Genomic DNA, 19,979 nt, shown 5'->3' on the forward strand with positions numbered 1-19,979 from the left:
CGTGAGAAGGGGAAAATTGAATGCCGTGGCATGTGTTCTTGCTGTCATCAGCAAGTGCGCATGGCGTTAGTCCTCATCTGCGATTCATGCCGCACGGGTATTGCGAGCCAGGGATCGGGCTATGCCCAGCCACCATCCACGATGAAGTTCTGGCCGGTGCACATGCGGCTGTCATCAGCGGCGAGGAAGAGGGCGGCACGTGCCAGGTCTTCCGGGAGAAGATGTCCGGGCATGCACTGCACTCGCCTGATCTCTGCTTCGCCTTCCTCGTCCAGCCAAAGGCGCTGCTGCTTCTCGGTGATGACCCAGCCGGGAACGAGGCAGTTGATACGGATGCGCTGCTGACCCAGTTCGCGGGCCATGCCGTTGACGAATCCGCTGATGGCGGCCTTGGCCATCGCGTACATCGGGTAGCCCGCGTTCTTGCGCATCCATCCTGTGGAACCAAGACATATGACGGAGCCACCACCCAACGACTGCATGTCGGCGAGCACTGCCTGCGTCGCAAAATATTGATGACGAAGATTCGTGGCCACGCTTTGATCAAACGCGGCTGGCGTCGTGTCGGCGAACTGATGGCGCACGTCGTTGGCGGCGTTGTTGATCAGCACTCCGATGGGGCCGAACGCCGAACGCACCTCGGTCACGGCCCGGTCCAGCGCGGCGGGGTCGGACAAATCGCATGGCACGAAGCGCGGTGGATGCATGGCGTCGGCCAGCGTTGCTGCCAGTCGCTCGCCGCCTGGCTGATCCAGATCGAGAAACCCTACTTTAGCGCCCTGGCGCGCGAAATGCTCGACGAACGAAGCGCCGATGCCACTGGCGCCTCCGGTAATCAGAACGACTTTGTCGATGAGACTGGGATAGGTCGCGAACGCGCTCATGCCTGGACAATTCCTCGGGAAAAGCGAAGTGATCAAAGTGACGACTTTGTGAGAATGGATCGCAATTGCACATCGTAACGCTGACGTCACGTGCCCCGGAGGGATCATCGGCAGCGACACAAAAAATCATAAGCACTGTGCCGTAGATGCTGTGTTAGTTTGGCTGATCCTCTTCTGCTCGAACTTCCATTTGGCCACCCAAAGCAAAAACGATCTATCTCCCGACGACGATCCCACGCTGACCACGCGGGACGCTGCGAATCTTTTGGGGGTTTCGGTGAGTACCGCGCAGAAATGGATTGAAAGTGGAGAGCTTGCGTCCTGGAAAACGCCCGGTGGACATCGTCGCGTGCGACGCAGTGCGGTGCTTGGTTTGCTGGACCAGCGCACGGCCGGTGGATCGCGGTCTACTGGCGCGCGTCATCTAATTGGCGAAACGGCCGCCGAGATGCAGCCGTTGCGCGAGCCAGGCTATGTCACTCCCGCAGACGAAGACGCCCGGCTCCGCTCGACGGCACGCACCGGCCTTGTGGATTCTCACGCTGATCCTGCATTTGACCGGATCACCTGGCTGGCCAGCCTGATCGTAGGCACACCGGTATCGCTGTTGACCGTGCTGACCGCGAGGCGCCAGTGGTTCAAGTCGCGCCAGGGCACCGACATGGTGGAGACGCCGCGCGAATGGGCGTTCTGCAACCACGCGATCCTTGCCGACGGCGTGCTGGTCGTGGAAGACGCGTGCGAGGACGAGCGCTTCCGCGACAACCCGCTGGTCATCGGCGAACAGCACGTGCGCTTCTACGCCGGGTACGCGGTACGCGCTCCGGACGGACACGCGATTGGCACGCTATGCGTGCTGGACCGCAAGCCTCGCACTCTGGACCCGGTGCAGGAACGCGGGCTGCGTGCACTGGCTGCCATCGCCAATGACGAAATCCGTTTGAGAATGTGCGAACGGGGCCTGACCTGAGGGCTGCATTGCGCGCACAATGCAGCGGCAACTCACCGTCATGGAGCTTCCTCATGCGCTTGAACGTTCTTGCTTTGTTGCTTGCCGCCTCACTGCCTGCCGCCGCACTGGCGGATCAGGCGACCACGCCCGGCGCCGTTCCGGCCGCCGTCACGGCGGCGGTGAACGACCCTGCCCGGCAGGCCGATGCCGTCAATGACTCTCGCCGCAAGATCACCGAACTGGCCACGTTCGCCGGTGTGCAGCCGGGTCAGCGCGTGGTCGACCTGATCCCCGGCAGCGGCTATTTCACCCGGGTGTTCAGTCAGATCGTGGGCCCGAAGGGACGCGTGTTTGCCGTGTGGCCCACCGAGTACGCGAAGGAAGCGGAGTCGGACGTCAAGGGATCGCGCGCGCTGGCTGCCGATCCGCATTACAACAACGTCGTGGTGCTGGTGCAGCCGGCTGCTGCCGTCAGCCTTCCCGAGAAGGCCGACGTGGTATTCACTTCGCAGAACTACCACGACTACCCCGACCCCTTCATGGGCAAGGTGGACCTGGCCAGGTTCGACAAGCAGGTATTCGACGCGCTGAAGCCCGGCGGCACGTTCGTGGTGATCGACCACGTGGCGGAGGCTGGCTCCGGCCTGCGCGACACCAACACGCTGCATCGCATCGACCCGGCCATCGTGCGCAAGCAGGTGGAGGCGGCTGGCTTCGTGTTCGACGGCGAAAGCAATGTACTGCGCAACCCGGCCGACGATCACACGCTGAAAGTCTTCGATCCGAAGATTCGCGGGAAGACCGACCAGTTCGTCTATCGGTTCCGCAAGCCTAAGTAAAACAACGGAAGTTACGGCCCCTTCCAGGGGTCGTAACTTCCGATGTACCAGAGATGGCCTTCAGGGTCGCGCGCGCTGTAACCAGCCCCGCCATACTCTTTCTCCGAATAGGCATCGACGATGATCGCGCCTGCTGCCACGGCGTTGTCGTAGTGCGCGCGGCAATGGGTGACCGTGATGCATGAGCACTGGGTCTGTCTGCCGCCCGCCTCGTCCGGCTGCATCATCAGCTGGCCGAACGGCGTGTCGTCGCGCACGCTGCCCAGCATGACCATGCCGGAGCCGTAAGTCAGCTGGGCATGTTCCACCTGGCCCTGAGCGTCTTCGTAAACGGCTTGTTGGGTGAAGCCAAAGGCCTTGCAGAGGAAAGCGATGGCGGCATGCGCGTCGCGATAGCGCAGGCACGGAATGATCGTACTGCCCGTTGACATGGCGTTCTCCGGCGTAAGTTGGAAGCAACTTACGCCGAAGTTGGCGCTCAGGCGAGTTCCGCCACCGCGCGGCGCACCACGTCAATGCCGCCGGCCTGCGCATCGGTCGCGTGGGCCACGTCTGCCACCCGCTCGCGCACGGCAGACACCGAGGTGAGGATGTCCCGCATGGCGGCGCTGGCATCCGTACTGCGCGCGCTTCCTTCTTCCACGCGCAGCAGCGTCTTCTCGATGAGCGTGCGGATTTCCCGCGCCGACTCGGCACTTCGTTGCGACAGCAGGCGGACTTCCTGAGCCACGACCGCAAAGCCGCGACCGTGCGCACCGGAGCGCGCCGCCTCGATGGCGGCATTCAACGACAGGATGTTGGTCTGGAAGGCGATGCTGTCGATCATGCTGACGATTTCCGCGATGTCGCGCGCACCTTCATGGATGGCCGCCATCGTGGCGATCACGGCGTTGACCATCTCGCCGCCATCGGCAGCCGAACGGCTGGCTTCGGTAGCCAGATCATTGGTCGCGCGCGCCTGCTTCGCGATGGCCGGCACGGTGTCGGCAAGATCGGCCAGCGAGGTATGCAGCGTGCGCGTGGCGCGCGTCTGCGCCGTGACGTCGGTGGCGTACTTCACCACTTTGAACGGGCGACCGGCCATGTCGAAGATCGGGTTGTAGGTGCCCTGAATCCAGATTTCCCGGCCGGCGCGATCCACGCGACGGTACAGCGATGCGTCGTATTCGCCCCGACCGAGCTTTTCCCAGAAGGCGAGATACTCCGCGCTTTCGCGCTCTTTGGGGTCCACGAACATCCGGTGATGCTGGCCGATCACTTCCTCACGGGTGTAACCCATGGTTTGCAGGAAGTTGTCGTTGGCCTCCAGGATGATGCCGTCCAGCGTGAAGCTGATGACGGCCTGGGCCTTGTCGATGGCGGCGAGGCGGCCTTCCATGTCGGCAATCTGGAGACGTCGCGCGGTGACGTCGGTCGCGCACTTCACCACTTTATAGGGTTTGCCGTCGCGCCCCAGCACAGGGTTGTAGCTGGCCTGAATCCAGACCTCGCGCCCGTCGGAGGCAAGGCGCCGGTACATGGCCGAATCGGCCCGTCCCGCTGCAAGGTTTTTCCAGAACTCCGCGTAAGCGGGCAGTTCGGCTTCGGCGGGGTCCATGAACATGCGGTGGTGTCTGCCCACGATGTCCTTCAACTCGTAACCGAAGGTGTCGAGGAACAACTGGTTGGCCGTGAGCACCGTGCCGTCGACGCGGAACTCGATGACCGCCTGGGTCCGGTTCAAGGCGTCCATCTGGCTACGTACATCCGTGCGCGTGCGGCCTCCTGCCCGTTTGAAGACCGACGTCAGGCCGGCCAGCATCGTCATTGTCACGGTCATTCCTCCCCCACCCACAGGTCCGGCCCGGACTCATGCTCCGGACTTCGCCTTGAGGTCGGTTATCGGCCCTGTGATGAGGGGCTTGAACGCCGGACGGCCGCCCGCGCGCCACATAAACCTCGCCAAATCAATGAGTTAAAAAATGAGCGTCAAGACCATGTGAAGCCATGCCGATTCTGCGTAGCGAGCATGCTGGTTGGATCGTGGCAAACCGTGCAGGTCAAAGCTTCGGAATGCGGATGCGGCTGATCATCAGCGCCCCGGAACCTGCAAAAAGCAGCACCAGCGGATGCAGTTCGAGCCGACCGAAAGACAGCGTGCCACCCCACAGGCTGTCGCCCAGGGCACCGTAGAACGCCGCCACGGCCAGCATCGCGACCAGGATCAGCGTGGTCGGGATCGGCGTTCCCTCGAAATATTTGACCTTGTCGCCACCGGCCGACATGGCTTCGGCCGTGACGTTGTAGCGGGCCAGACGCGATACGCCACAGGCGACGAACGCCACGAGCACTACGCGATCCAGCGAACCCTGCATGCCGCATCCGTAAGCGATGGCGGCGGGCACTACGCCGAACGAGATGACGTCGGCCAGTGAGTCGAGCTCACGGCCCAGCGCAGAGCTTTTCTGACGCCAGCGGGCGACACGCCCGTCCAGGATGTCGAAAACCAGCGCCACCACAACCAGTGAGCAGGCCAGATAGATGTGCCAGACCTCGCCATACTGGAGATAGGACATCATCGAAAACAGCGCGCTGACACCCGCCGCGGCATTTCCCAGCGTGAACCAGTCGGCGAGATGGAACTCGCGAATCATCGCAAAGGGTCGGCGCGCATTCATGGGCGGATGGCAGTCCTGTGAGGTCAGAAAATACAGATGATCGGTGAGCCTAACCCGACACGCGGCCGGGGTGAAGGCAGACTTCCGGCAGGTCGTAAGATCAGGCGGCGTTGTCGTTGATCTGCAACGCCACCGCCTCGGCCACGCGAATGCCATCGACGGCCGCCGACAGAATGCCGCCTGCGTAGCCCGCGCCTTCGCCGGCCGGATACAGACCATGCGTGTTGAGGCTCTGGAAGCGCTGGTTTCGTTTGATGCGCAGCGGCGACGACGTGCGGGTTTCCACGGCGGTGAGGATCGCATCGTGCATCGCGTAACCTCGCACCTGGCGCTCAAACGCGGGCAACGCCTCGCGAATGGCGGCGATGGCGTAATCCGGAAGCGCGCTGGCCAGGTCACCCAGACGCACGCCCGGCTTGTACGAAGGCTGCACGTCGCCGAACGCCGTGGACGGCTTGCCCGCGAGGAAGTCGCCGATCAGCTGCGCGGGCGCCTGATATTCACCACCACCCAGTTCGTAGGCACGCGATTCCCAATGGCGCTGCAAGGCGATACCCGCCAGCGGGCTGCCACTGTTGTCGTACGGCGCGAAGTCAGCGGGGTCGATGCCGACCACGATGGCGGCATTGGCGTTGCGCTCGTTTCGCGAGTACTGGCTCATGCCATTGGTGACCACGCGACCCGGCTCCGACGTGGCAGCCACGACGGTACCACCCGGACACATGCAGAAGCTGTAGACCGAGCGGCCGCCCTTGCCGTGATGCACCAGCTTGTAGTCGGCGGCGCCAAGAATGGGGTGCCCGGCCTGCGGGCCGAAGCGCGCCTTGTCGATCACCGACTGCGGATGCTCCACGCGGAAGCCGATGGAGAATGGCTTCGCCTCCATGTAGACGCCGCGTCCGTGCAGCATTTCAAAGGTGTCGCGCGCGCTGTGACCGATAGCCAGCACCACGTGATCGGCGCGGATTTCTTCGCCGCTGGCCAGAGTGACGCCACGCACGTGACGCTCGCCGGCCGCATCGGTTTCCACCAGCACGTCCTCCACGCGGCTGCTGAAACGGATTTCGCCGCCCTGCGACTCGATGGTCGCGCGCATGTTCTCCACCATCGTCACCAGACGGAAGGTGCCGATGTGCGGCTTGCTCACGTACATGATTTCTTCGGGCGCGCCGGCCTTCACGAATTCAACCAGTACCTTGCGGCCATGGTGCAGCGGATCGGAAATCTGGCTGTAGAGCTTGCCGTCGGAGAACGTGCCTGCGCCGCCCTCGCCAAACTGCACGTTGGACTCGGGGTTGAGCTCGCGCTTGCGCCACAGGCCCCAGGTATCGACGGTGCGCTCGCGCACGGCCTTGCCCCGGTCAAGGATGATCGGGCGATAGCCCATCTGCGCCAGCAGCAGGCCGGCAAACAGGCCGCACGGACCCGTGCCGATCACCACGGGACGATGGGAAAGACCCGCCGGCGCCTGAGCCACAAAGTGGTAGCTGGTGTCCGGCGTGGGCTGCACGTGCTTGTCGTCGGCGTGACGGGCCAGCAGCCCGGACTCGTCGGCAACGTCCACATCCAGTGTGTAGATCAGCTTGATGGCGCCGCGCTTGCGCGCGTCGTAGCCCCGGCGAAACACCGTATAGCCCCGCAGCGCGGACGCGCCGATGCCAAGCCTGGCCAGAATCGCCTGGCCGATGGCGTCATCGTCGTGATCGAGCGGGAGCTGGATGTCGGTGAGTCGAAGCATGGCGGGGGGACTTCAGAAGTGCGCGAAAGACGCATTTTCGCATGCCCTGCCCCGCCACGCCGACTTATCGCCCTGTAGTGGGCTGGCAGCCGGAGGCGCAGCGAAACCACGCGGCGGCGTGGGCGTAGTCCAGCGTCAGGACAAAATGCCCAAACACGTTGCCGCCCATGGCGCCCTGGAGCGGGCGATCCACGTAATCATCCAGCGCGCGAAAGGCGCTGTCGGGACGCTCCGTGAACCATACCGGCCCGACGGTCCAGCCGGCGACGTTGACCTGCGGCACCTCGATCAGGCGCGTGCCATGGCCCAGCAGGTTGTCGCCATCGGTGACGATGCGCCACTCAGGATGCGCGGCGTGCCAGCGATCCAGCGTGCTCGTGATGACATAACTGGTGACCCCGACCCCACGCACCGTCGGCGTTCCCGACGCCTTCGCGCCGGCCGGCGTCGGGCGGGCTGTGGCGCCCGTATCCAGCAGCATGGGAATGACCTGCCCATCCACCCGCATGTCGATGCGCACGAGCCCGGCCACATGGCCCGCGCCATTGCGTTGCAAACCCAGGTCCGCGCGATGGTTCGTGCTGGACTCTGTGGCTTTCCAGTGGACCGGTTCGCGCCACATCTTTTTGGCGGGATAGTCCAGCGTCCAGGTGAAACGGGGAAGATAACCCGCACCCAGAATGCCGTCCTCGCCGTCCACCAGGATGCCCTTGTCGAGCACGAACGCCGCCGCGCCGCAGGGCGTGCCTGCCACCAGCGGAATGCGGGCATCGCCGCCGAAGACGCCCGCGCCCGCGACGTTCATCGCTTCATCGCCATGGCCGCAAGGCGACACGGCGAGCTGGTGCGCATCGGCTGCGTGGCGGTACAACGGGAACAGGCCGTTGCCACCGCCAGGTCCGCCCGTGTCGACCAGCAGGCGCAGCGTGCGGCCATCGGGCAGCGTGGGCGTGACGTAGAAGTGGCCCGCTTCATACACGGCGGGCATGAGCGTGCGTTCGTCCGCGTGTGCCATGCCGGCAACAGGCGCCAGAACGGCGAGGAGCAACCCCGCCGCCTGCTTCATGTGCTGTGCCATCCGGTCAGGAGTGATCGGTCGGCGTGAGCAGGGTCAGGCCGCTACCCACCAGGTACAGGCCGCCTTCGGGCAGTGCATCCGCTGCGCCCGCACTTTCGTCTTTCGCCTTCGGCACAGCATCCAGCCAGGCGATGTGCTCCTTCGGACCCGGAACATAGGCTTCCCACTGGCCGTAACCGGCCTGCTTCGCGACACCGTCCTGGTTGAGACGGAACAGGATAGGGACGCGCACGACCCACGAGTCGTCGCTGATGTGCGAACCGGTCGTGGGCAGCGCAAACGTCCACTTGCGGGCAGCGGCCACCGAGGCGGTGGCGAACATGCGGCGCAACGCGCGCATGTCTGGCTCGGCTGCCACCGCTTCCAGGTTGATCTGCTCGGCGTCCACATTCATGACGTGGCCATCCCGGCCCACGCGCAGCAGCAGATATACGGCCGCAGGAACGCGCGCGCGCACGGCAAGCTCCGGGTACGTCGGCGGCTTGTGATCAACGTAGGTGACCGAATCGCTGGGCGTGCCTTCGCCAAAGTTGGCACCCTTCACGCGAGCCACATAGGTGCCATCGCCGTTCGGCGAGGCGACCACGCGCAGGCTCATGGTTGCGTGTGCGTTCACCGGCTTGCCGTCCAGCAGCACCGGCTTGAAACGCCACTGCGCCGCGCTGCGCTGAATCAGCGAGACCACGTCGGCGGGAATCTTTTCCGGCTGGTCGACTACGTACTTCGTGACGGCGCCTTCGGGCGACACATCCACGGAGCCGGTAACGACCATGCTGGCTTCAATCTGCTTTCTCACCGCCGCCGGCCCCCCGGCGATAGCCAGTCCCGCTACCAGAAACGCGCCCATCCCCACCGCAAAACGTGTCATGCCGGCATTCCTTGTGATGAATGCCAAGTATGACGTGCGCACGAAGGGCAACGTCAAGTGCATGGTCAATAGCGAATGGATGCCCAGCGCTCGCCACGCGTGATGCATTCCAGTCGCTCACCGCGTCCGCGCACCCACTCGGGCACAAGAAACAATGTGTTGCGAAAGTCGGGCGTCGACAGCGAATAAAGATTGGCCGTCGCGTCAAAGGCGAAGCCTGCATGTATATCGAGCAACGATGGCAACTGAAACGTGCCGCAGCGGTAGGTGTTTTCGGTCCACACGTACACCGGCGACGATTCCACTTCGTACAGCCGTCCGATAAATCGTGCGAATCGGGAATGCAGACGTTCGTCAAACGGGATGTTGCATGCCATGTGTTCCTGGCGCGGCGGATGCAGCAGACACCGGCGCATCCGCTGCGCATCTTCAAGCGAACCCACTTCTTCCTCGGACACGGTACGTCCGGCAATGGCTGCCAGTTCAATCAGGTAGTACGGCAAATGAAATGCCCGCGTGCGCAACTCACCGGGGGACGGGGAGTACGGGGCGGCGTGGCGACGCAGTGACGTTCGCTCCGCACGGTTGTGATCCATCACCTGTTGCTCCTGAATGGCGGTGCGTGAAGGGGCGCCGGAAGCGCGACCGCCCCAGACGTTAGTCACGTTTGAGCCACGTGTCAAAGTACATGTTTCGATTGGCATTTTCGTACCAAGCGCTATCAGACGAGTCTGAAAATAACGGCCAATCCCTGCCCGCCATCACACCAGAATGCCTACAGGTCCGCAGAAATCGACAACGGCCTGGAATCGCTGCGCCCACGGTCATCCACCACACGCACCACAAATTTGCCGGTGCGTTCCGGTTGCCACATCAACGTCTGGCCAGCGGGTGTGCTGCCGAGGTACGCATCGTCAACAAACCAGTAGAGCTGGCGGCTGCTTGCATCGGTGGTAGCTGTGAATGCGATGCGCTGCTCGCCGATGCGCGATGCACGCATCGTGTAAGTGCTGCCGCGCAACGGGGAAGTGATGCGCGGCGGATCGCCCACCGCCACTGCCCCGCCCTGGCAATCGGGCAACGCGGGAGGCGTGCGGCGCGCCATGCCAGCCTGCGCGAATACGCGTTGCAGATCGGACGGCCAGTATTCGTAGACCTCGGTGCGCGTGTGTTCCGGATCAAAAGGCGGGCACGCCGGTTTGCCCGTTGCGATGTCGACAATCACCGGGCGATGCACGGTGCTGACCTTGATCGGCGACTTGCCCGGGATGAACCACGTGGTGCCAAGCTGCGGGCACCACGCGTTTGGCAGATCGCCACTGGCGAGGCATATCGACACGCGCCGCACATTGGCCGGATTGCGGCGTACCGGTTCGGCAAGGCCCGGCCGCTCGGCGCGCAGCGCGTCAGCGATGCGGAAGAACAGAGGCGCGGCTGCATCCACACCGACAAACGCGGGGTTGCCGGTGCCATCGAAGTTGCCGATCCACACCACCAGCACATAGGGGCCAAAGCTTCCCGCCGTCCATGCGTCACGGAAGCTCCATGACGTGCCGGTTTTCCAGTAGACCGGCATGCGCGACGGTTGCGCAGCCACGGCATCATCTGGCCTCGGGTTCTGGCGCAGCATGTCCATGGTCATGAAGCTGGCCTCGTCGCTCAGCATGCGCGTGCCCGCGGTCTGCGGATCACTGGCCAGCGTGCGCAACGGCTTCAGGTTGCCGCGATTGGCCAGCATCGCGTAAAGGCCACCCAGTTCCTGCATGGTGACTTCACCGCCGCCCAGCACCAGCGCCAGGCCGTAATGCTGCTCGCCCGCCATGCGGCTGACGCCGGCGTCGTGCAGGAACTGATACAGGTTCGGGCTGGCCAGACGCGATGCCACATATACCGCCGGAATGTTCCGGCTGCGGATCAGCGCCTGGGTGGCCGTGATGGGGCCGAGGAAATGACCGTCGAAGTTTTCCGGCGAGTACGGCCCGAACGACGTCGGCACGTCGCGCAGCACCGTCTGCGGATGCAACACGCCCTGATCGAAACCCAGTGCATAAATGAAGGGCTTCAGCGTGGAACCGGGCGAACGCTTTGCCTGCGTGCCGTTGACCTGGCCGGCAATGGACGAATCGAAATAATCCGCCGAACCGACCATCGCCTTGATGCCCATGTCGCGCGTATCGATCAGCAAGGCGGCGGCATTGCGGATGCCGCGATCACCTGCGTGCGCGATGTACTGATGCACCTGGCGCTCAAGGCTGTGTTGAAGGCGCAGATCGAGCGTGGTGGTCACGCGCATGTCGCCGCCGCCTTCCAGGCGGCGCGCGGCCAGGATCTGCTCCACAAAATGCGGCGCTTCAAACGGCAGTCGCGACAGGGGCCGCAGGCGCAGCGGGAGATCGAACAGGGGTCGGGCCGACGCATCGGCCGGGTGACGTGCAATCCAGCGCTCGAACAACCGGTTGCGCGACGCAGCCAGCCATGGCCCAATCACCGCGTCACCGGCATCGCTGTCGCTTTGCAGGCGACGGGACGGGTCCTGCGGGATCACGGCCAGCGTCAACGCTTCGGGCAGGCTCAGCCGACCGGGCGCCTTGCCGAAGTAGGCGAGACTCGCCGCGCCCACACCTTCCACGTTCCGGCCGTACGGCGCCGCGTTGAGGTAAGCCTCCAGGATGTCGTGCTTGGAATAGCGCAGCTCCAGTTCCATGGCGCGCGCCATCTGCCGAAGCTTGCCGCCGGGTGTTCGCGTGTCCAGCTTCCACAGCAGGCGTGCGAGCTGCATCGTGATGGTGGAGCCACCCTGTGGATGACCTCCACGGACATAGGTGACCCACGCACCGCGCATCAGGCCGTAGGGATTGAAACCGGGATGCCAGCGGAACCAGCGATCTTCATGCAGCAGTACACCTTCGGTCACGGCGGGCGAGATGTCCTCCAGCGGCACCCACAGGCGATAGCGCTGATCGGACGCCAGCGTAAGGCGCAGCAGGCGACCATCCGCATCGTAGACCGCCGTGGACGACGGCAGCCACGCGCGAAGCGGCTCGTGCGGCCACAGGCGCATCGCCAGCGGCACGGCCGCCACAAGCAGCAATGCCACCAGTGCGTTGTGCCAGCGGATGCGCGCGATGCGCGCAAGAATGAGGCGGGGCGACTTCATGAGAAACGCTCAGGAGACGCGCCACCCACCGGGGTGGCGCGCCTTCGGCATCACTTCTTCCGTTCGACGTTCATGTACGTGCCACCCACGGAACGCGCCTGCACCTGGCGGTCGTAGAGCGCTTCACCGAAGGCCGGCGGAATGATGAACTTGCCCGCGTTGGTAGCCTTGATGCGATACACGAACTCCTGCACGTTGCTGTTCGCCACGCCGTAGATGACCACGCGATCCTCGCGGATGTCGGCGTACTCCAGCGCCCACGACGAGCCCGGCTGGCCGATCGGCGAACGCCAGGTCGGCGTCGGTGCCGGAGCACCATCGTCTTCGGATTCTGATGCGCCTTCTGAATCGTCCGGACTGGACGCGTCCGCCGTGGAGCTGTCGTCGGCCACCGGGGGCGGATTGATCACCGGCTCGAAGCCGCCGGGCAGAAGATCGGTGATGGCGACACTCTGCGACGCGTTGTCCGTGGTGCGGATGCGCACGTGCACGTCGATCTCCTGACCCACGGTGACCGTGCCCAGCGACTTGCCGTTGGTGTCGGTGTAGTCGCGGGTCACTTCCAGGCCCTGCTTCAGCGCCGTCATGGGTGCCTTGCGGTCGTAGCCGCTCTGCGCCACGCCATACCACGCGGTGTTGGCCGAATCGTTGACCAGTCGCAAACGTGCAGCCGATGGCGACCAGTGGCCTTGCTGCGTCACGCCTGCGGCCGAGCCGATGGCTTTCAGCGCGCCATTGGCCGCCACTTCGTTGATGGCCAGCTGGTTGACATCATCAGCCGCCTGGGAAGCCCATGCATCAAGCGCCAGGATCAGCATGCCGGAGGACAGCGTGTTGTAGTGACCCTTGCCCAGCGGGCCCACGAGGTTCTGCACAACCTGCGGCGGCAGGCTCTTCGCACGCTCGGGGAAATGCCTGGCCAGGATGTACAGCGTGGTGGCATCGCGGATCACCGGATCGTAGTAGCGCGCGTAGTTGTACGGCTCATCGCTGTTGGTACGCACGAGCTGCTTCTGCAAATCGGCAATCAGCGCATTGGCCTGCTGATCCTGATGCAGCAGCTTGAACGATGCGGCAAGCCACGCGGCCGCCAGATCGCCGTGCCATGCCTTGGGCAACACTTCGTCCAGGCGGCGCTGCACGGAGGCCAGGTCGTTGGTGGTAACGTTGCCCTGGCGGGTCAGCAGATAAATGGCGTATGCGCGTTCGCGCAGCGAATCGAGCGTGTTGCCGCTGTCGTCTGCCGCAATCTGGCGGAGGGCGCCGTTGGCCGATTCCAGCATGTCCTGCGGAACGGCCACGCCGCGCTCACGCGCTTCGATCAGGTAGTGCGTGGCGTAGTCGGTCACGAACGCATCAGTGTCCGGCGTGGCAACCCACAGGCCAAAACCGCCCTGCCCGTTCTGGCGTCCGTGCAACGTGTCGAACAACGCCGCCACCGGATCGGTTACCGGGGTGCCGTCTGCGGTGAGCGCCGGATTGATGTGGCCGAACTCCGGCCGCTTGCCAAGAATCAGCGCCGGCATGGCCGCCGACACGACCTGCTCCGTGCAGTAATGCTGGAAGTCGACCAGGTACGCTGCCAGACCGCGCGCCAGCACCACCGGAACAGTGGAGAGGGAGACGTCACGGCGTGCATACGCGTCGTACATCGAGCGTACATCCGTCACATCCGCCTTGCCGTGCGCGTCCACCTTGCCGAAGCTCATCTGCGACATGTACGGCGACGCAGGGCGAACCGACAGGTCCACGCTCTGCTTCGCCGACTTGTCGCCGTAGCTGGCGGTAAAGGTGAAGTTGCCCGAACCCAGCGTGTCGGTGGCGCGTACGCGGAAGATGGCCACACCTTCGCGCATTTCGCCGAGGCTTAGCTTCTGGCTGGCATCGCCCACGACCTGAAGCTGAGGGCCGGTCTTCAACTGCACGCTGACCGGCACTTCCTTGCCGCCCAGACCCGTAAGGTTGTTGGCCACGCCCACGCTGACTTCCACTTCGTCGCCCGGCGCCACCGTGGTGGGCACGTTGGGCGAAAGCACGAAGTCGCCTCGCACGGTGGTGGAACCTTCAAACGTGCCGATCTTGTCCGGCGACACGCTGATGGCCATCACGCGCAGCTTGCCGTTGAAGTAATCGGGCACGCGATAACTCAGGTCCTTGCTGCCATCCACGTCCACGATGCCCGACCAGTAGGCCACGGGCTTGTCACGCTTGCGCTTGAACGGGTTGAGCTGGCGGCCGATGCCACCGTCCGCATCGCCGCCGGGCGCTGCCATGGACATCACCTTTTCGATGTCCGGAATGATGAGGTCAAGAATCTGCGACGTACCCACTTCCAGCATGCGCTTGCGGAAGAAGAAGTCGAGCGGATCGCCCAGTTTGTAGCGCGCGACCTGAAGAATGCCTTCGTCAATCGCGAACACCACCATGCGCGTGGGCGTCGGCGCGGTGACATGGAAGGTGACTTCCTCGCCCGGCTTCACGAGCGCGGGCGATTCCACGTTGATGGCGTTGCGACGTGCATCGCGGTTGACCGAGAACGGCACCACACCGAAGCTCAACGGACTCATGAAGATTTCATCCGACGACGGATCGCGGATGTACTGCACGTTGATGTAACCGTTGCCTTCAAAGCCGGCGGGCACGGTGATGTGCTGCACGCTGCTGGTGGAGTCGGCATGGAACCATGCATGCGCGTACACCTTGTCGCGCTCGATGGTAATGAGGCCACTGCCCGCGTACGGCGCGCGGATGGCGATATCGACCGCTTCACCCGGCGCATAGTCCTTTTTCGACAGCGTGAGCTGAAGCTCGGCATTGCGTTCCAGCGAACGCGACACGTTGCCTTCGCCGGCCACCGAATACGCGACGCGATTCACTTCCTTGCCGTCGCCATTCTTCACCACCAGCGCGAAGTTGCCGGGCTTGTCGGTGGGTAGCGTCACATCCAGACCCGCTGCCGGAATGGTCAGCGCGCTTTCGCTTACCGTGGTTTCGCGGGCCTTGGATTCGTACTTGTAGACACCGGAGTCCTGCTTGGTCAGCACCGACACGTAGCGGGTTTCCACAATAGCCTGCTTCATGCCATTGAGGTCGATCTTCTTCGCCTTCGGATCAATGGCGATGAGGTTGACGGTGCGTTTTGCGTCGCGCGCCACGTAGTCGAGGTTGTCTGCCGCGCGGTAACCGACCAGCCAGTCGTTGGACGACACCATGCCCTGGGTTGCCGCAGCGACACCACGGCCTCCATCGGCTTCATAGGCCTTGGCCAGGAAGTACAGCTGGTAGGTGGCGTCGGCGTACTTGGTCAGGTCCAGGCGGAATTCCGCATGGCCCTTGTCGTCGGTAGTGGCATCTTCCAGCGATTCCTCGAAGCCTTCCTTCGCGCGGCGCACGTCGTAGAAGTGATAGTCGCGGTAGCTGCGGAATGCCGGATACGCAGGACGCAGCGTCAGCGAACCTTCCACACGGCGATTGGCCGCTGGCGTGCCGAAGAGGTTCTGCACATCCACCAGCGCTTTCAGGTCCGCCGGCTTGACCCAGCCTTCGGCTACCTGATCGGACAGGCGTGCCACGACCTTCATGCGGTCGGGCTGAAATTCCTTCACCTGCACCGTGGTGCTGCCGATCTGCGACGCCGGCTTGCCGTCCTTCGCGATGTAGAGATTGACCGTCCAGTTGCCGGTCGGCGCGGTCTCCGCCGGGGTGTAGCTCAGTTCCGCAAACCCGGATTCATCCATGGACACCGGCTGCTGTCGCACGGCGGTGCCGCGCGGATCGACGATTTCGGCGACCAGCGGCATGCCTGCCACGCTGCGCGTCCAACTGGACGCACGCACGATCATGCCAATGTGGAAAAGATCGCCCGGGCGGTAGATGCCACGGTCGGAGAACAGATACGCGGACAACTGGCCCTGGCTGCGCGCGTTGGGTTCGCCACCGATATCGAAGCGCGAGTAGTCCAGCACGCGGTCGTAGGCGCCCAGCGGCAGGAAGGACAAGTCCTCGCCCTGACGCACCACATACATCTCCGGCGTTTTCTCCTTGTCGAAACCCTTGAGGCTGGAGAAATGCACCGTGCCGTCCGCGCCAGTGGTCTGGGTGAACAGCGTGCTGCCGTTCTTCGCGATCACGGACACCGTGGCCCCGGAGACCGGCGAGCCCGTGCGGATGGATTGCACGAACACATCCTGACTGCCATCGACAGAGCGCTTGGCGAGCACGCCCAGGTCGGTGATGACAACCAGGCGGTCGTCGGTTGGCCAATCGCCGGTATAGCGGTTGGACGACGAACCTTCCTCGTCGTCACCGTCGCCTTCTTCGTCGCCATTGGCCTGACTGCTGCTGTCCGCCGAAGCGGCGACTTCTTCCGGCGTGCCGCCTGCCTGCTGCGCGGCGAGTTCACGGTCGACTTTTGCTTTTTCAGCGGCGGCTTTCTTTTCGGCTTTTTCGTCGTAACCACTCAGGCGCAGCAGGAACACGCCGCGCTTGCCGGACGCGAGGTATTTGCCCAGATCCACACCTTCGTAATGCGCCTTGCCCGGCGCGTCGGTGGGGAAGGAAATCTTCTGCTCGAAGCGGTCAACGATGTGGTCGGAGGTCAGGCCATACATCTGCGGACGCGTCGTCGTGCCGCTGTTCATCGACACAAGATGCTGCAACTGGTCCGGCTGCACGCGACCGATTTCAAGCGTCATGCCCGGCATGTTGCGGGAAACGACCGAGATGCGCCTGGACCCGCTCATCGACAGCAGCGAACCATCCGCCATGAAGCGGAGCAGCTTCGGATAGTCCGGAACCGTCAGCGTCTGCGCGTGCGGCGCGCCCATGATGTAGCCACCAAACGACGTCAGGCCCTTTTCGACGCGAACATACACGCGCTGACCGGGCTGCGCCTGGTAACGGATGCTCTGCATCTGGGAATAGGCGTTTTCCGTCGGCACCACATCGAGCTTGAGGATAGTGGAGCGACGCAACACGTCGTCGCTGACCTGGGAGTCGGACCAGGGGTAATAGCCATCGTCACCACCACCGGAACCATTCGGGCCGGTGGCGGGCAGAAGCCAGGCATGCACTTTCTTCGCAAGATCGCTGTCGCTGACGGCACCGGTGGCGTTGAGCACCATCACCTGCTCGGGCTCGAAACGCGCGTTGTCGACCAGCGTGGCCGAAATCTCCGAGATGCTCAGGCTGTAGAGGCCAGGCACGCGCACGGAGGTGGTCAGTTCCTTCGGCGTGCCATCACCGCCGCGCGAGCTGCGCAGGCCTGAATCAAGCGACACGCCCACGGCGCCGTCGTCACGCGGGAGGTCCAGCGGCTGGGTATGCACGAACGCATTGAGGCGACGCTCGTCGTAGGTGACGCTGAATTTCAGATCATCCTGCGGCTTGCCTGCGCGGTTGAGCATGCTGGCGTGCACGCGCTTCTCGAACTGCGCGGCGTCCACCGGGTAGTTGAAGCCGACCTGCACGATCGCCTTCTTCATGGTGGGATTTTCGGGGTCCTGGTAGAACTCGCCACGCACGATGCGCGCGGTGAACGCGGCCGTGTCGAACGTGAACTTGTCCGAATTCATCGGCACGTGCGGCGCAAACACCTTCGCCTTGTCGAAAGAGACCTCGACGTGACGGCCCACGGGCCAATCCTCGGCCGGCACGAACTTCAGGGTGCGGTCGTCTTCCCACGTCCACTGGCCCCCCAGCTTCGGGTTCATGACGATGCCTTCGGTCACGGGCTTTTGCAGGCTTTCAATGCGCGCTGCCGAACCGGAGAAGCGGACATACAGCGGATGGATGATGACCGGCGTCTGCTCGTACGCGCTGGGCGGGGGCGAGGTGACGTCGAAGGTCACCAGGTGGGGCTCAACCGGCCTGGGGCGGTTCTCGTACCAGTGCCAGCCAAACCAGCCACCGGCCACCAGCACGAACACGGCGGCGATGATGCCCGAGGAACGGACAGGATGCTGGCGAGCCTGGTTGCCTGCGGCTGACACCCAGCCAGGTGCATTCCAGGACATCTGGCCGAATATCGGGCGCAGGATCCGTCCGAGTAACCAGAACAACCCGCGCACGAGGCGCAGGGGCAGCGTGGCGATAAAACGCAGCAGATCCATAGTCCCTTCCGATCCTTACTGTCTTGGCCGTGTACGCTCGCGCCGTCCTGCGGAGCGGGCCGCGGACGGACGGTGAGTCTGATTGTTGATCCCCATCAAAGCCTGCCACCCAGTCGTGGCACGAGGGCGCCGGAATTCTGACACAGTGCTGGCAGCATCACCGTGCGCGAATGCGCTTAACGCTCGATCGGCGAAAGTGTGGCCCGGGTAGGTGCATACCCACACGCCTTGGCGTTGGCCACGCGCTGCTCAGCCGTCATGTCGGCCGTTGCCAGACGTGCCCGGCATTCATCGTAGGACTCTCCCGGCGGGCGCATGAGGAAGTACACGAGCAGCACCAGCGCCACGATGGTCAGCGCAATCCACGGTAGCCAGCCCACGAGGCGTGCGGCCAGAGTGGGCTCGGGAATGCGGTAGGGGCTCATGCGCCGCAGGGTACCCGAAAGGTGAAGCGCGTGAGTTCAGGGCTGGACGCCACGTCCAGCGTGCCGCCGTGGGCGCGCGCAATTTCCGAGGCGATGTACAGGCCAAGCCCGAGTCCCGGCTGCGGACGGCTGGTTCCCTTGCGCGAGAACGGCTGGAACATCCGGGCCAGCAGGTGCGGCGGAATGACCCTGCCACCATTGGACACCGACAGCACGAACTGGCTGCCGATGACACTCGCATCCACTCGCACGGGCAGCTCGGGATCGCCATGAGCGAGCGCATTGTTGAGCAGGTTGGACAGAAGCTGCGCCACCCGTCGCGGATCGCAGGTCACCGGCCGGTCGATGGCGATGTTGACGTCCAGCGCGCGCGCCGGGTGGCTGGCCTGACTCTCTTCGACCACGTGCCTCAGGTCGTCGGCCAGGTCGTGGCTGGCCCGGAGTGCCAGCGGAATGCCTCCGCCCAGACGGCCACGGGCGAAGTCCAGCACGTTGTCGATCAGATCAGACATGCGGTCGCAGCTGCGGCGCATGGCTGACACCGTACGCCGGGCACGGGCATCCAGAGCCATGGCTTCCAGTGATTCGGTGCCAAGACGGATGGCATGCAGCGGACTGCGCAGATCATGTCCCACCACGGCAATGAACTGCTCGCGCAGGACGGCAACCGAGTGCGCATCGGCCAGGGCCGTGTCGCTGGCCTGAAGGCGTTCTTCCAGGTCCAGCTGGGTGGCGATCAATTGCGCCAGCAGGGTCACGGTCGGCACGACGACCTTTTCATCCAGCGACAGCGGGCGCGGATCAAGGGCGCACAGGGTGCCGAAAAAGGTGCCGTCGACACGTACGATGGGAATGGAGATATAGCTTTCAAACCCATAGCGCCTGGGCGTGGGATGCCCGGCGAACTCCGGCATGACGCTCGCGTGTCCGAAGATCACGGGCTGGCGATGCTGGCGGATTTCGTTGCAGATGGTGGACTGGAGGTCCAGCGCTTCGCCGGGTTTCAGTCCGAACTCGATGTTGTCCTTGACGGCGCAGGCCACCCAGGATTGTTCGGTCACGCGCGCCACAGCCGCGAATCGCATGCCCGTGGTATGCGCCACCACTTCCAGAATGGCAGGAACCGCAGCAATGCGAGCCACTGCCTCGATATCTTGCGCTATGCCCGGTTCCATTGCCCCTTCACGCCCACCTGTTTCGACCCTGTCAGCATAGCGGTTTGCACCGTGGTACAGGCAGCGACAAATATGAGCGTCCGCTTGTGCACAGGC

Annotated in this window: 14 protein-coding genes; 2 read left to right on the forward strand and 12 right to left on the reverse strand. The window is 64.0% G+C overall.

Annotated features, from left to right (window positions below):
* Window positions 1–119 precede the first annotated feature (119 nt).
* On the reverse strand, window positions 120–884 hold the full coding sequence (locus tag FHW69_RS05430; RefSeq protein WP_183421960.1) for an SDR family oxidoreductase: 765 nt from the start codon (window positions 882–884) through the stop codon (window positions 120–122).
* Window positions 885–1,035: 151 nt separating this feature from the next.
* Between FHW69_RS05430 and FHW69_RS05435 the strand changes: the two genes are divergently transcribed.
* Both FHW69_RS05435 and FHW69_RS05440 read left to right on the forward strand, forming a co-directional pair.
* A complete protein-coding gene (locus FHW69_RS05435) occupies window positions 1,036–1,854 on the forward strand; it encodes an excisionase family DNA-binding protein (protein WP_343203967.1) in 819 nt (272 codons plus the stop codon).
* A gap of 53 nt (window positions 1,855–1,907) precedes the next feature.
* Entirely contained in the window at window positions 1,908–2,675 is a 768-nt protein-coding gene (locus tag FHW69_RS05440; RefSeq protein WP_183421962.1) for a class I SAM-dependent methyltransferase, read from the forward strand.
* An 11-nt stretch (window positions 2,676–2,686) separates the two neighbouring features.
* On the opposite strand, the gene FHW69_RS05445 is transcribed toward FHW69_RS05440, so the two are convergent.
* The 11 genes from FHW69_RS05445 to FHW69_RS05495 form a co-directional block, all read right to left on the reverse strand.
* Window positions 2,687–3,106: a VOC family protein gene (locus FHW69_RS05445; protein WP_183421963.1), complete on the reverse strand. Its 420-nt coding sequence runs from the start codon at window positions 3,104–3,106 to the stop codon at window positions 2,687–2,689.
* 47 nt (window positions 3,107–3,153) lie between these two features.
* Window positions 3,154–4,482, reverse strand: a complete 1,329-nt coding sequence (locus FHW69_RS05450; RefSeq protein ID WP_255494683.1) for a methyl-accepting chemotaxis protein — start codon at window positions 4,480–4,482, stop codon at window positions 3,154–3,156.
* Window positions 4,483–4,714: 232 nt separating this feature from the next.
* Window positions 4,715–5,332, reverse strand: coding sequence for a CDP-alcohol phosphatidyltransferase family protein (locus tag FHW69_RS05455; RefSeq protein ID WP_255494518.1), 618 nt, complete (start codon window positions 5,330–5,332; stop codon window positions 4,715–4,717).
* A gap of 100 nt (window positions 5,333–5,432) precedes the next feature.
* On the reverse strand, window positions 5,433–7,070 hold the full coding sequence (locus tag FHW69_RS05460; protein ID WP_183421965.1) for an NAD(P)/FAD-dependent oxidoreductase: 1,638 nt from the start codon (window positions 7,068–7,070) through the stop codon (window positions 5,433–5,435).
* A 64-nt stretch (window positions 7,071–7,134) separates the two neighbouring features.
* Window positions 7,135–8,136 carry a hypothetical protein gene (locus FHW69_RS05465; protein ID WP_183421966.1) on the reverse strand — a complete coding sequence of 334 codons (1,002 nt, stop codon included), beginning with the start codon at window positions 8,134–8,136 and terminating at the stop codon, window positions 7,135–7,137.
* A 16-nt stretch (window positions 8,137–8,152) separates the two neighbouring features.
* Complete coding sequence (locus FHW69_RS05470; RefSeq protein ID WP_183421967.1) at window positions 8,153–9,016, reverse strand: energy transducer TonB; 864 nt, start codon at window positions 9,014–9,016, stop codon at window positions 8,153–8,155.
* Between the two features lie 65 nt (window positions 9,017–9,081).
* Window positions 9,082–9,681, reverse strand: coding sequence for a hypothetical protein (locus tag FHW69_RS05475; RefSeq protein ID WP_183421968.1), 600 nt, complete (start codon window positions 9,679–9,681; stop codon window positions 9,082–9,084).
* Between the two features lie 110 nt (window positions 9,682–9,791).
* A complete protein-coding gene (gene pbpC / locus FHW69_RS05480) occupies window positions 9,792–12,173 on the reverse strand; it encodes a penicillin-binding protein 1C (protein ID WP_183421969.1) in 2,382 nt (793 codons plus the stop codon).
* Window positions 12,174–12,223: 50 nt separating this feature from the next.
* Window positions 12,224–18,283 carry an alpha-2-macroglobulin gene (locus tag FHW69_RS05485; RefSeq protein WP_183421970.1) on the reverse strand — a complete coding sequence of 2,020 codons (6,060 nt, stop codon included), beginning with the start codon at window positions 18,281–18,283 and terminating at the stop codon, window positions 12,224–12,226.
* Window positions 18,284–18,459: 176 nt separating this feature from the next.
* Window positions 18,460–18,708 (reverse strand): hypothetical protein, encoded by a 249-nt coding sequence (locus FHW69_RS05490; protein WP_183421971.1) that lies wholly within the window; start codon window positions 18,706–18,708, stop codon window positions 18,460–18,462.
* A complete protein-coding gene (locus FHW69_RS05495) occupies window positions 18,705–19,883 on the reverse strand; it encodes a GAF domain-containing sensor histidine kinase (protein WP_183421972.1) in 1,179 nt (392 codons plus the stop codon). Before FHW69_RS05495 ends, FHW69_RS05490 begins: the two co-directional genes overlap by 4 nt.
* Window positions 19,884–19,979: the final 96 nt, after the last annotated feature.

The organism is Luteibacter sp. Sphag1AF (assembly GCF_014192715.1).
Taxonomy (GTDB): domain Bacteria; phylum Pseudomonadota; class Gammaproteobacteria; order Xanthomonadales; family Rhodanobacteraceae; genus Luteibacter.